Source organism: Sphaerisporangium sp. NPDC005289, from assembly GCF_040607455.1.
GTDB classification, from domain to species: domain Bacteria; phylum Actinomycetota; class Actinomycetes; order Streptosporangiales; family Streptosporangiaceae; genus Sphaerisporangium; species Sphaerisporangium rhizosphaerae.
This window is the reverse complement of the sequence record NZ_JBEXGS010000013.1, coordinates 243,968-255,846: the sequence shown is the minus strand read 5'-3', so window position 1 is coordinate 255,846 and position 11,879 is coordinate 243,968. Positions and strand designations below refer to the sequence as shown.

At 69.8% G+C, this 11,879-nt stretch carries 13 protein-coding genes and 1 tRNA gene; 7 read left to right on the top strand and 7 right to left on the bottom strand.

All coding sequences use genetic code 11. The features are described 5' to 3' along the window. Nucleotides 1–407 precede the first annotated feature (407 nt). The gene (locus tag ABZT47_RS23775) at nucleotides 408–1,901 is read left to right on the top strand and encodes an MFS transporter (RefSeq protein WP_354845906.1); all 1,494 of its coding nucleotides are present in this window, start codon (nucleotides 408–410) and stop codon (nucleotides 1,899–1,901) included. A gap of 14 nt (nucleotides 1,902–1,915) precedes the next feature. Here the strand turns inward: ABZT47_RS23775 and ABZT47_RS23770 are convergent, their stop codons facing one another. Then, complete coding sequence (locus ABZT47_RS23770; RefSeq protein WP_354845903.1) at nucleotides 1,916–2,323, bottom strand: DUF5997 family protein; 408 nt, start codon at nucleotides 2,321–2,323, stop codon at nucleotides 1,916–1,918. A 55-nt stretch (nucleotides 2,324–2,378) separates the two neighbouring features. Between ABZT47_RS23770 and ABZT47_RS23765 the strand changes: the two genes are divergently transcribed. After that, nucleotides 2,379–3,164, top strand: a complete 786-nt coding sequence (locus ABZT47_RS23765) for a LysR family substrate-binding domain-containing protein (protein ID WP_354845901.1) — start codon at nucleotides 2,379–2,381, stop codon at nucleotides 3,162–3,164. 135 nt (nucleotides 3,165–3,299) lie between these two features. Next, nucleotides 3,300–4,046 (top strand): VOC family protein, encoded by a 747-nt coding sequence (locus tag ABZT47_RS23760; RefSeq protein WP_354845899.1) that lies wholly within the window; start codon nucleotides 3,300–3,302, stop codon nucleotides 4,044–4,046. Here the strand turns inward: ABZT47_RS23760 and ABZT47_RS23755 are convergent, their stop codons facing one another. Continuing rightward, a complete protein-coding gene (locus tag ABZT47_RS23755; protein WP_354845896.1) occupies nucleotides 4,047–4,823 on the bottom strand; it encodes an SDR family oxidoreductase in 777 nt (258 codons plus the stop codon). It lies immediately after the preceding gene. A 264-nt stretch (nucleotides 4,824–5,087) separates the two neighbouring features. On the opposite strand from ABZT47_RS23755, the gene ABZT47_RS23750 reads away from it, so the two are divergent. Beyond that, nucleotides 5,088–5,546 carry a VOC family protein gene (locus ABZT47_RS23750; protein ID WP_354845893.1) on the top strand — a complete coding sequence of 153 codons (459 nt, stop codon included), beginning with the start codon at nucleotides 5,088–5,090 and terminating at the stop codon, nucleotides 5,544–5,546. A gap of 9 nt (nucleotides 5,547–5,555) precedes the next feature. Further along, complete coding sequence (locus tag ABZT47_RS23745; protein ID WP_354845890.1) at nucleotides 5,556–5,894, top strand: hypothetical protein; 339 nt, start codon at nucleotides 5,556–5,558, stop codon at nucleotides 5,892–5,894. A gap of 127 nt (nucleotides 5,895–6,021) precedes the next feature. On the opposite strand, the gene ABZT47_RS23740 is transcribed toward ABZT47_RS23745, so the two are convergent. Both ABZT47_RS23740 and ABZT47_RS23735 read right to left on the bottom strand, forming a co-directional pair. Beyond that, nucleotides 6,022–6,570, bottom strand: coding sequence for a MerR family transcriptional regulator (locus ABZT47_RS23740; protein ID WP_354845887.1), 549 nt, complete (start codon nucleotides 6,568–6,570; stop codon nucleotides 6,022–6,024). Nucleotides 6,571–6,580: 10 nt separating this feature from the next. After that, nucleotides 6,581–7,441 (bottom strand): SDR family NAD(P)-dependent oxidoreductase, encoded by an 861-nt coding sequence (locus ABZT47_RS23735; RefSeq protein WP_354845884.1) that lies wholly within the window; start codon nucleotides 7,439–7,441, stop codon nucleotides 6,581–6,583. A gap of 387 nt (nucleotides 7,442–7,828) precedes the next feature. On the opposite strand from ABZT47_RS23735, the gene ABZT47_RS23730 reads away from it, so the two are divergent. Next, on the top strand, nucleotides 7,829–8,425 hold the full coding sequence (locus ABZT47_RS23730) for a transglutaminase domain-containing protein (RefSeq protein WP_354845920.1): 597 nt from the start codon (nucleotides 7,829–7,831) through the stop codon (nucleotides 8,423–8,425). Nucleotides 8,426–8,614: 189 nt separating this feature from the next. Continuing rightward, nucleotides 8,615–9,766: a hypothetical protein gene (locus tag ABZT47_RS23725; protein ID WP_354845882.1), complete on the top strand. Its 1,152-nt coding sequence runs from the start codon at nucleotides 8,615–8,617 to the stop codon at nucleotides 9,764–9,766. On the opposite strand, the gene ABZT47_RS23720 is transcribed toward ABZT47_RS23725, so the two are convergent. The 3 genes from ABZT47_RS23720 to ABZT47_RS23710 all read right to left on the bottom strand — a co-directional run bounded on the left by ABZT47_RS23720 (nucleotide 9,758) and on the right by ABZT47_RS23710 (nucleotide 11,868). Then, nucleotides 9,758–9,831, bottom strand: a tRNA-Ala gene (locus tag ABZT47_RS23720). The genes ABZT47_RS23725 and ABZT47_RS23720 overlap by 9 nt on opposite strands. Nucleotides 9,832–9,898: 67 nt before the next feature. Continuing rightward, nucleotides 9,899–11,035 (bottom strand): hypothetical protein, encoded by a 1,137-nt coding sequence (locus tag ABZT47_RS23715; protein WP_354845879.1) that lies wholly within the window; start codon nucleotides 11,033–11,035, stop codon nucleotides 9,899–9,901. 200 nt (nucleotides 11,036–11,235) lie between these two features. Continuing rightward, nucleotides 11,236–11,868, bottom strand: coding sequence for a GNAT family protein (locus tag ABZT47_RS23710; RefSeq protein ID WP_354845876.1), 633 nt, complete (start codon nucleotides 11,866–11,868; stop codon nucleotides 11,236–11,238). Between the last annotated feature and the right edge of the window lie 11 nt (nucleotides 11,869–11,879).

The window sequence follows — 11,879 nt, the reverse complement described above, 5'->3', positions numbered from 1 at the left end:
GACGGCATGTCCATCGAGATGCGCGACACCGACGAGGACGTCTTCCGCGCGGCGGAGGAGCTCGGCATCGACCTGTCCCGGCGCGAGCCGAGCAGCGTGGAAGAGGTCTGAGCTTCTCGCCTGCCGCTTCCGCACCACGTCGCCGTCCGGGGCGGCGCCGCCCGTAGCGCCGTCCCGAAGCGCCGCTCCGAGGCGCCGTCCCGAGGCGCCGTCCCGAGGCGCCGCTCCGAGGTGGCGCCTCCCGGGGCGCCGCCTCCCGCTCCCGCCGTCCCGCCGGTTCGCCACCGGCCGGGACGGCCCGGCGACCCCGCCCGAACTTTCACGATGATTTTTTCCGTCCCGATGTCAAGAAGCTCTCGCCTGCTCCGACCACCCGGTAAAACGTCGAGAGAACAGAGAGCTTGGACATGCGAACAACCCGGGCGTGGCTGGGAGCGGCCCTCCTCATGCTGCCGACATTGATCGTCGCGATGGACACGACGGCACTGCTCCTCGCGCTCCCACGGCTGAGCGCCGACCTGGGCGCTAGCAGTGTGCAGCAGTTGTGGATCAGCGACGGCTACGGATTCATGGTGGCCGGCATGGTCATCACGATGGGCACGCTCGGCGACCGCATCGGCCGCCGGCGGCTGCTGATCACGGGCGCCGCGGCGTTCGCGGTGCTGTCGGTCGTGGCCGCCTTCGCGGCCGACCCGCTGATGCTGATCGTCGTGCGCGCGCTGCTCGGCATCGCCGGCGCGACCCTGGCGCCGTCCACCCTTGCCCTGCTCACCACCATGTTCCCCGATGCGCGGCGGCGCGGTAAGGCCATCGCGGTCTGGGCGACCTGCCAGTTCACCGGCGGCGCGCTCGGGCCCGTGCTCGCCGGGCTCCTGCTCCAGCACTTCTGGTGGGGATCGGTGTTCCTGGCCGCCGTACCGGCCATGGTGCTGCTGGTGCTCGCCGGGCCGGTCCTGCTGCCGGAGTTCCGCAGCGACCACGCCGGCCGACTGGACCCGGCCGGCGTCGGACTGTCGCTCGCGGCGGTGCTGCTGATCGTCTACGGCATCAAGCGACTGACCGTCGAGGGCCTGTCGGTCGTGCCGGCGGTGGTCCTGCTCGTCGGCGCGGCCCTCGGGTGGCTGTTCGTCCGCCGCCAACTGCGGCTGGACACGCCGCTGCTGGACCTGCGGCTGTTCCGCAACCGTCCGTTCACGGCAGTGATCATCGCCCTGGTCCTCGCCGGGATCGCCATGGCCGGCACGGGCCTGCAGGTGACGCAGTACCTGCAGAGCGTGCTGGGCTTCTCCCCGTTCGCCTCGGCGGTGCTGTTCGCACCCATGGGCCTGGGCGTGGCGGTGGGCACCATGGCCGCGCCGGCGCTGGCCCGGCGGATGAAGCAGACGACCGCGATCGCCGGCGGACTGGTGGTGTCGGCGCTGGGCGGCCTGCTGCTCGTCGGCGTCGACGGTCCGGGCACGCTGCCCCTGGCGATGATCGGCATCGCCGTCCTGGCGCTGGGGACCGGCCCGCTGTTCGCGCTGGGCACCGGGCTGGTCGTCGGGTCCGTACCGCCGGAGCGCGCCGGCTCGGCGGCGTCGATGTCGGAGACCGGCAGCTACTTGGGCGGCTCTCTCGGCTTCGCGCTGCTCGGTGTGGCCGCCGCGGTGGTCTACCGCGACCGGATGGGCGGAACCTCGGACTCGCTGGCCGGCGCGATCGCCGCCGGCCGGCACCTTCCCCCAGGTCAGGCCACGGAGCTGCTGCACAGCGCGCGAGAGGCGTTCCTCGCCGGCCTGCACGTCACCGGCGTCGTCGCCGCGCTCATCTTCGCCGGAACGGCCATACTGATCCACACCATGCGCTCGGCGACCCGCACCACCACGCCCGCGCTTCCCGACTACGAGGCGGCGCGCTCATGACATGGTCCCCGGTCTCATCGGCCGGGGGCGCCGGAGGCGTGCGGGGGCTCGTCCGTCCGGCGTTCCTTGAGGCGGAGTGCCTCTTTGCGGGCCTCGGCGTAGATGGTGCGCTCGCGCTCCAGCCACTCCGGGTTCTCCGCCTTCAGCGCGTCGATCTCAGCGGTGGTGAGCGGTCCGGTGATCCCGCTTCTGGCCAGGCCGGAGGTGGAGACCCTGAGCTTCGCGGCGATGACCTGCTTGGGGTGCGGGCCGTTGCGGCGCAGCTCGACCAGCCAGGCGGGGGGCGTCGACTGCAACTCGTTCAGCTCGTCCCTGGAGACGACACCCTCCTGGAACTCGGCGGGCGTGGCCGAGAGGAGGACACCCAGCTTCTTGGCCGCGGTCGCGGGCTTCATCGTCTGGGTGGTCTTCGATTTGGGCATGGCGCCAAGAGTAGCCAGTGGGAACGGGTTCCCCTGACATCGCTACGCTGAGGAAGTGACCGAGGAAGAGACCGGCGAGGTGTTCCGGCTGGCGTACGTACCCGGAGTGACCCCCGCGAAATGGGTCAACGTCTGGACCGAGAGGCTGCCCGACGTGCCGATCACCCTGGTTGCGGTCACCGCCGCCGAGGCGGTGAACCTGCTGCGCAGCGGCGGCGCCGACGCCGCGTTCGTCAGACTGCCGGTCGACCGGGACGGGCTCAGCGTGATCCCTCTCTACGTGGAGACCACGGTGGTCGTGGTGCCCAAGGACCACGCGGTGGCCGCCGCCGACGAGGTGGCCACCGCCGAACTCGCCGACGACGAGGTGCTCCATCCTGTGGACGACACCATCGAGTGGACGGTCCGGCCCGGGCTGCCCGCGTTCACCCGACCGGCCACGACGGCGGAGGCGGTGGAACTGGTGGCGGCCGGCGCCGGGATCCTCCTGGTCCCGCAGTCGCTGGCCCGCCTCCACCACCGCAGAGATCTCACCTACCGGCCGGTGCCGGACGCGCCGCAGTCTCAGGTCGCGCTGACCTGGCCCACGGATGCGACCACCGACCTGGTGGAGGACTTCATCGGCATCGTCCGAGGGCGGACGGCGAACAGCTCACGGGGCCGTGCCCCGGCCCCGTCCGCGCAGAAACCGGCGCAGGGAAAGACCCGGAAACCCGCACAGGGCTCCGGCCGCCGCGCCGTGCCGACCGGCCACAAAGAGACCGGCCGTAAAGAAGCGGGCCGCAAAGAAGCGGGCCGCAAAGAGGCCGGCCGTAAGGGGAAGGGCAAGCGGCCTCGGTGATCCGCGGCTCCGCCGAGCCGTGACCCCGCCCGCTCGCATCCTGCGCGTTCGCCCCTCTTCTTCGTCGCCGCAGACCGCCTTCGGCGGGCGAATGCCGGCGCGGTCCCCGGCCCGCTCGGGCCTATGATCGGCGGCATGGCGCTGCGACTCGTTCAGGTGAACTTCAAGGCTCGAGACGACTCGGCCCTCGGCCGGTTCTGGGCGGAGGCGCTCGGCTGGGGTCTTTCCAGCGAGGGCCCCGGCGTGACCAACCTCGAGCCCGAGGGAGTTGTATGGCCGGACCCCGCCGGCTTCTACATCGACTTCGTCATCGTGCCGGACCCCGAAACGGTGAAGTACCGCGTGCACCTCGAACTCGCCACCACCTCCGCGGCCCATCACACGGAGTTCGTCTCGCGGCTGAAGGAACTCGGCGCGACGCCCGCCGACGCGGGCCAGGGCGAGGTCCCGTGGACGGCTCTGGCCGACCCGGAGGGCAACGTGTTCCGCGTCCTGGAGCCTCGAGAGACCTACCGGGACACCGGGCCGATCGCCGCGGTGGTGGTCGCCTGCGCCGACCCGCGGGCCATGGCCCGGTTCTGGGACCAGGCGCTGGAATGGACGCTGCACGAGGTGACCGACGATCACGCGGTGATGCGTTCGGCCAAGGGTGTCGGGCCGTACCTGGAGTTCCGCCGGGAGTCGGGCGGCACGACCGTGTGGAGCCGCGTCCATCTCGACCTGCTGCCGTACCCCCTCGACGACAAGGAGGCGGAGGTGGCCCGGCTGCGCGCCCTCGGCGCCACCGACGTCGACCTCGGCCAGGGCCAGGTGCCATGGACGGTCCTGGCCGACCCGGAGGGCAACGAGTTCTGCGTCCTGGGCCGGGCCGACGAGGCGTGATCAGGTGGCCTGGCCGGTGGGCATGATCGTGACCTGCTGAAGGTTGACGCGTGCCGGCTGGGAGGCGAGGAAGCCGATGGTGTGGGCGATGTCCTCCGCCGTCAGCCACTCCATCGCCTCCTTCGACCCGGCCAGCCATTCCAGCGCCCCGGGGTCGGTGACGTGGTCCTGCAACTCCGTACCGACGATGCCCGGCTCGATCGCGGAGACTCGTACCTTCTTCGGTCCCAGCTCCGTCCGCAGGTGCCGGGACAGGTGCGTGACGTAGGCCTTGGTCGCCGAGTACACCGCGAAGTTCGGGAAGATGTTCTGCGCGGCGATCGACGACATGTTGATCAGGTCGCCCACGCCACGCTCGGCGGCGGCCTGGACCATCTGCGGAACGAACGCGCCGATGACGTTCATCAGGCCGGTGACGTTCAGGTCGATCTGGCGCTGCCACTGGTCGACGGCCAGTTCCTCGATCGGGGCCGGCAGCATCACGCCCGCGTTGTTGAACAGCAGGTCCGCGCCGCCGAGGTCGCTCTGGACCCGGTCGGCGGCAGCGCGCACGGCCGGCACGTCGGTCACGTCCGCGGCGATCGCCAGTGCGGTGCCGCCGTTCTTCTGGATACGCGAGACCAGCTCGGCGAGCCGGTCCTCGCGCCGGGCCAGCACGGCGACCTTCGCTCCCAGCGCTGCCAGGTGTTCGGCGGTCGCTTCGCCGATACCGCTGGAGGCGCCGGTGACGACGGCGACCCGCCCGGCCAGTGGGGTGATAGAGGACTGAGAGGTCATTGGAAGGTACCTTCCCTGGGTTTCCTGAGGGCGGTCCGCGCATCGGGCCGCTGATCCATGGCCAGACCGCCCGTAAAGGACGCCTGCCGCACCCTGCCAGGACTGGTACCGCAAGGGTTCCCCAAACCGGACAAATCACACACAGGCGACAAATCTGCCCGCAGGCATGGCTACCGAACCACCTTCGCCCCATGGAGCAATCCAGCGACTGGGGTTCCCTTACGGAACCCAGAGTGCTATCTTCTCAGCGTCTCTTGAAGAAACTTGGAAAGGGATCCGATGACATTCATAAGGCGCTTTGACCACGTCGGCATCACCGTCGCCGACCTCGATGCCGTGACGGCGTTCTTCGTCAGCCTCGGTCTGGAGGCCGATCCGAAGATGGCCGTCGAAGGCGAGTTCCTGGACACGGTGATCGGCATGACCGGCGCCCGCACCGAGATCGTCATGCTGCGAGCGCCCGGCGGAGGTACGACGCTGGAGCTGTCGAGCTTCACGCGGCCGGACCACCTCCCGGGTTCGCCCGCCGCGCCGGCCAACGAGCTGGGCCTGCGCAACGTCGCCTTCGAGGTGCACGACCTCCAAGCCGCGGTCGATTACGCCGCAGTCGACGGCTACGGCCTGGTGGGAGGCATCGGCGAATACGAGGGCGTGTGGCGGATGGCCTACGTCCGCGGGCCCGAAGGAATCATCGTCTCGTTGGCCGAGCGCGTCGAGAATTAGGGAGACATCATGAGCACGACCGTGACCGACGAACAGATTCGCGCTCTGGCCGCGACCGCGAAGCCTTACAGCCTGGCGCTCCTTCAGTGGGGGCCGGAGCGGACCATGGACGGCGCGGACGCGATCGAACGCGAACACCAGCGACGCATGGTATCGCTGCGCGCCGAGGGGGTGATCGCGATCCTGTGCCCGGTCGCCTCCGACACCGTGGCCGGCGTCGCGATCATGACCGTGCCGGCCGAAGAAGCCGCGGAGATCATGGCCGCAGACCCCTGCGTTCGAGCCGGGATGATCCGCTGCGAGGTCCACCCCTGCCACGGCTTCCCCGGAGACACCCTCCCCGCATAAGCGACCCCGGCCAGGGCGATCAACGCCTATCCGATCTCGGCGTACATGTCGCGGCAGTCGACCCTTCGAGTACCAGGACGCCAAGGTGCCGGTCTCTGTACGGAGGCCCGGCGAACGTCGGCGTCCCTCACTCTGCCGGGAGTGCCCGTCGCAGCGGCTCGTCCGGCAGCGCCGTGAGGTCGGTACCGGTGGTGGTGCCGAGGGCCTGAACGTCCGGCCCGGTCGAGCCCCCGTACGTGGCGATCTTGTATTCGACCGCCGTGAGGGAAAGGGTCAGCTCACGGATCCGGCGGCGGATGGTGTCGCGATGTTCGACCAGCACATCGAGCCGCTCCGGCACCGTGTGCCCTCCGGCATCGACGAGCGAGATGTAGTGCTGCAGGTCACGCATCGGCATACCGGACAGCCGCATCCGGGTGAGGAACACCAGGCGCCGAACCGCTTCGGCGTCGTAGACGCGATGACCATTACCGTCGCGGGCCACCTCGACCAGCCCGGCCCGCTCGTAATAGCGCAGCGTGTGAGGCGAGATGTCCAGGAGGTCGGCAACCTCGGCGATCGTCATCGTCTCGGGCAGGTCGGCCAGGTCGGCGAGGCGGTGGATCGCCTCGACCGACAGCGGACCGTCGTCCCCAAGCGCTTCGAGCGCCCTGGTCATCAGATCGTCGGTGGCCATGACCACGAGCCTAGATGGGCCGTACCGATGCGGAGACACCCTCGAAATCGGCGCTGCGGGCGGTCTCGGCCCACTGCTCGACCTCGTCCAGGCCGCGCCGGTAGGCACGCGAGATACGCTCGACCGACTCGCGCCCGAGCGGCAGCCGCAGCGGCACCTCGTCGCCGTGCGCGAGGGACACGATGATCTCGGCCGCCCGCGCCGGGTCACCTTCCTGGCGGCCGTCGGTCCCGGCCATGTCCGCACGGACGTTGGCGAGCAGGTCACGGTAGGTCGCGGACGGCTCGGCGAACTCGAGCACATCGCCCCCGTTGAAGCCAGTCCTGAACCGGCTGGGCTCGACGAGCATCACCCGGATCCCGAACGGCGCGACCTCCCCGGCCAGGGCCTCGGACCAGCCTTCGAGGGCGAACTTCGACGCGGAGTACGCCGACACGCCAGGGAACGACGTCCGCCCGCCCTGGCTGCTCATCTGCACGATCGTCCCGGTGCCCCGCTCACGCATCGTGGGCAGCGCCGCCCGGACGAGCGCGGCGGGGCCGAACAGGTGCAGATCCATCAACTCGCGCAACTGCGCGTCGCTGACCTCCTCGACCGCTCCGACCACGGCCCGGCCCGCGTTGTTCACCAGCACATCGAGCTGACCGAAGCGGTCGAGGGTGTCGCGCACGAGGTCCGCGGCCGCGGCGATGTCCCGAGCATCGAACTTCGCGATCAGGCAGTTGTCCGGGTATTCGGCCTCCAGATCGGCCACACTCTCACGCCGGCGCACCGCCGCCACCACGTGGTCGCCCGCCGCGAGCGCCGACTCCGCCAGTGCGCGTCCGAACCCGCGGGACGCGCCAGTGATGATCCAGGTCTGTGTCGTCATGGCGGGGACGCTATGCCTTCGAGCGCGCTCGAAGGCAAGACCGACGTGATGGAGGCCATGGACCGGATCTTCAAGGGACGGCCGGAGGCTTGGTCACTCAGTTGGTCACCCGGAAGACCAAAAGGCCGTTTCCGATCTACGGAAACGGCCTTGGACCTGGGTGGGGTGTTCACGAGTGTGATTGAGCTGGGATGAGGCCGGGGTGGCGAAGATCGCTTCCCAGGTTCTCTCTGATCGTTTCCCGGACGAAGATATGATGATTTAGTGAAGCTGACGTGCTTACGATCACGGCAAGGTGGTGCGGCCGTTTCTCCACGGACAGCAGTCGCTGGAAGTTCGGCAGCCACACCGATCCTCGACTGGCGGCATCCTCGGGTGCTGGCGTTGATGACCGAAGCCCGGGACGTTCGTCCTGAGGCAGAGCGAGCATTCCTGATCACGGCCCACCAACTAATCGCAGCCCGCGTGCGCCCGGTATACGCCATGAACGAAAGGCAGCCCGTCTCTACCACCTTGGGTCTGGGACGCGGTTCGTGCAGCCAGAGATTGGCGCTGCTTGAGGCCGTGGCACGCGGCTGCGGGATCGTCACTCGAGTCAGAGGCTTGCTGCTCGATGGGCGTTTTTGGTATCCGCGGTTCCCGCGGCTGCGTGCGTTGATCCCCCGGCACGTGGTGCTGGCCTGGCCGGAGTTCCTCCTCGATGGTCAGTGGGTGGCCGTGTCCGAACTCTATGGTGATCTGGGCACGCTGCGGGCGGGCGGCCGATTCGCCAACACAGGTGGCGTGACACTTTTCGACGCGATTGCGCACACTGCCGTGGACTGGGACGGCAGCACCTGCTCCTCATGTGACCTGTCAGGACACGTCCTGGCCGAGCTGGGCTATTTCGACTCCCGGGACGACCTGTTCAAACAGCACGGTCAAACCTTGTGCCTGCCGGTTCGCATTCCTGCAGACCTCATCATGAGTCGTCGGGCGGCTTGAGCTCGTGAGGCTGCCTGGCCGGTGGCCCGCGAAATGCTTTCGCGTCCAGATTGGCCGTCTCTCTACGCTGACCTCATGACGTGGCGTTGCGTGCTGAATGAGCGACCTGAACTGAGTGAGCGGTGGCAGGCGAACTGGCCGGATTGTCCGCCTGTCGGCCATGAGCTGAAGCGGTTCTACGGCTCACGCTTGGTTCGCTTCCACAGCCTTCCCGAGTCCAAGCGGTATGCGGATACGCCGGAGTACGAGATCCTGCTGCGTCGGCACAACACCGTGTTGTCTGAGCTGTTCGAGGGCCAAGAGGTGTTCCGCTATGGATGGGGTGTGACCCTCGGCGCGGAAACCTCGGCAAGGATCACCGGCTACCGGCCGCATCAGGTCCCGCCGGAATGGGACCAAATCGCCGGGCACGTGCGGATGCTGGTCGCCGCCAGCGCCGACCGCTCCCCCTACCGCGTGGAACGGCTGCTCACCGCGACCACCCGGCTGGCCGTGTGGTGTCACCGCTCCGGCCTGCCGGACGACCCGGAAGTGTGGCTGCGGCACGAGACGATCGACGCGTTCGTCCTGACCGGCTGCACCGACCTGGCCCCGAGCTCGGCGCAGACCTACCGCAGCCGGCTGCGACACATGCGCGCCACACTGGCCTGGCTGGAACGCGGCGAACAGACGCCGCCGCCGATGAAGGCCCCCAAGAAGGTCAGCCCGCCGTACTCGCCGGCCCAGCTCGGCCGGTTGCGCGGCTGGGCCGAACGCCTGCCCGGCCAGGCCATAGGCGACGCGCTGGCGTTGATGGCGCTCGCCTTCGGTTGCGGTCTGACCTCTGGGGAGGTGGCCGCCGTCCGGACCGGGCATCTTCGTCGCCTGGACTCCGGCGCGGTCGTGGTGACCGTCCCCGGCACCGAGCGGTTGATCGTCTGCCGCGCCACCTGGGAGGACGTCCTGGTTCACGCCGCCGTCCAGCCGGGCGACCGGTTCGTGCCCGGCCCGGGCGCGCCGCCCGGCACGCCAAGAACTTGTTCAGCTCCTGGACAGCCCGCCACCAGCCGACCGCCGGCCTGCCCGCCCTGTCGGTGCGCCGACTGCGCTCCTCCTGGATCCTCGAACCGCAGCACCCAGCCCGGCGTCGGCTTCGCCATGCCCAGCGACGCGAACGTGAACCTCGACCAGCGGCCTGTCACCACCCGGGCCTCCCCAGGCACCTGCTCCGCGGCTCCCAAACCAGGACGAACCCGATTCGAAACCCCTGAAACAACAAGATCCCGCCTGATCGCGATGATCAGACGGGATCTCGTCAACCGCTCCCGAGCTAACTCAAGAACGGCCCTTGGGTGGAGCTGAGGGGATTCGAACCCCTGACCCCTTCGATGCGAACGAAGTGCGCTACCGGACTGCGCTACAGCCCCAAGGACTGGACCAGATTAGCAAACTTTGGGGACCGCCCGCGCCACCCGGGTGCGCGCGAGCCGAAACTCAGTCACCGACGGCGCGGCGGGAGCGGTCGGCGTACTGGTCGAAGGGCTCGGCGGGCTTGCGGAACTCGATGACCTCGGCCTCGGCCTGCTCGGCCGCCAGTTCGAGCGCGCGGCGCCGCTCTTGTGCCTTGCGAAGTTGCTCGGCGTGAGCCTTCGCCGCGGCGACCCGGCGCTCGGCGTCCACGGCGACGGCCACCCGCAGGACGGCCAGGTAGGCGAGCAGCACGACCGCGGAGGGCGCGACGCTCCACCACGGGGCCACGCCGACGCCCGCCGTCACCACCGAGGCGATGTGGAGCAGCACGCTGAACAGCAGCCACCGGCGGCGACGGGCCACGACACCGGCCCGGCGACGGCGTTCGGCGAGGATGTCGTCACGCCCGGGGGCGTACTCGCCCGCCGTGTCCTCGTCGGAGGTCTCGTCCGGGCCGGCGGAGGGGGCGGGGGTGGCCGGAGAGTCGGCCGCGCGGGTGACCGGGGCGCCGACCGGGGTCCTGGTGTCCGGGACGGCGGATCCGAAGGCGTGCCCGGCTCCGGAGAGCGTGGAGGAGCCCGTGCCGGAGACCGCCCTGGTGACCGGGGACGAGGACGCTTCGGAGGCGTCGTCGCGGCGGGAGACGTCATCGCGGCGGGGGACGTCGCCGCGGCGAGAGGTGTCGCCGTCGCGGGAGGTGTCGTCGCGGCGGGAGGCACGGGGGTCGCCGGGCGCATTGTCGTGGCGGGAGGCGCCGGGGTGGTGCGAGGCGCTGGGGTGGTGGGACGGGTTGTCGCGGCGGGGGCCGGAGGGGTCGAGTTCCATGGTGATCTCGTCGTCGGCCGGGTCGGCGGCGTGGGCCCTGACGCCGGAGACCCGCGAGACCCGGGAGAAGCCGGAGACGCCGGAGACGCCGGAGGTGTCCGAGATCCCGGAGACGCGGGATACCGGGTGGTCGGCGAGGGTGTCGCCCTCCGGCTCCTCGCACTCCTCGGAGTCGTCGGACTCCTCGCACTCCGCGGACTCGCGGGAGTCGTCGTCCTCGCCGTCGGCGTACAACTCGGCGATGTCCACGGTGTGACGGTCGCGGCGCAGCCACATCGGGACCAGGACGCACAGCCACATGACCACGATGCCGAGGTAGAGGAAGGCACTGCTCACGCGCCCACCCCCAGCGCGACGTATGGAAGGGCCACCGCGCGGGCAGCATGAACACAGCACGGGGTGTGGGCCGTCGCAAATGTGTTCACGTCACGCACCGTAGGACCGCGTGTCACTGATTGACGAGCATTCGGTGCGGTGTGTCGCGAGATCGTCAACCTGTTTATCCCCAGGCCTACGTCAAGGATTTTTGCCGTCGCTCACGACGAACCGTCATGGGCGGTTTTCTGCCTCGTCTGGCGCCACTGCGCGAGAAGCCCGCGCGGGACGTCCTCCAGGGTGAGGGCGTAGCAGATGTGGTCGCGCCAGGCGCCGTCGATGTGGAGCTGCCTGCGGCGCACGCCTTCCTCGCGGAAGCCGAGTTTCTCGACGACGCGGCGGCTGGCGTGGTTCTCGGGCCGGATGTTGGCCTCCAGGCGGTGCAGGCCCACGGTGAAGAAGCAGTGGTCGACGGCCATCGCGAGCGCCGTGGGGATGATGCCGCGTCCGGCGAGGGTGCCGCTGACCCAGTACCCGACCTGCGCCGACCGGGCCGAGCCCCACACGATGGCGCCGACGGTGAGCTGTCCGGCGAACGCCCCCCGGTAGGTCACCACCCAGGGAAGCGCCAGCCCCTGCCGCGCCTCGCGCCGCAGGGTGCCGACCATGGAGATGTAGGGACCGAGGCCGGTGCGGAACAGAGGGGTCTCGGGGTTGCTGGGCTCCCATGGGCGCAGCCAGTCGGCGTTGCGCAACCGCGTCTCACGCCAGGCGTTGACATCACGCAGCCGCAGCGGCCGGAGTCCCACCGGTCCCTCTGTCAGGGTCACCGGCCAGCCGCGAAGTCGATCCACGGCACAATCAT

Coding starts and splice junctions, on each gene's coding strand:
- ABZT47_RS23775 (WP_354845906.1), top strand. CDS start 408: ATGCGAACAACCCGGGCGTGGCTGGGAGCGGCCCTCCTCATGCTGCCG.
- ABZT47_RS23770 (WP_354845903.1), bottom strand. CDS start 2,323: ATGCCCAAATCGAAGACCACCCAGACGATGAAGCCCGCGACCGCGGCC.
- ABZT47_RS23760 (WP_354845899.1), top strand. CDS start 3,300: ATGGCGCTGCGACTCGTTCAGGTGAACTTCAAGGCTCGAGACGACTCG.
- ABZT47_RS23755 (WP_354845896.1), bottom strand. CDS start 4,823: ATGACCTCTCAGTCCTCTATCACCCCACTGGCCGGGCGGGTCGCCGTC.
- ABZT47_RS23745 (WP_354845890.1), top strand. CDS start 5,556: ATGAGCACGACCGTGACCGACGAACAGATTCGCGCTCTGGCCGCGACC.
- ABZT47_RS23740 (WP_354845887.1), bottom strand. CDS start 6,570: ATGGCCACCGACGATCTGATGACCAGGGCGCTCGAAGCGCTTGGGGAC.
- ABZT47_RS23735 (WP_354845884.1), bottom strand. CDS start 7,441: ATGACGACACAGACCTGGATCATCACTGGCGCGTCCCGCGGGTTCGGA.
- ABZT47_RS23730 (WP_354845920.1), top strand. CDS start 7,829: ATGACCGAAGCCCGGGACGTTCGTCCTGAGGCAGAGCGAGCATTCCTG.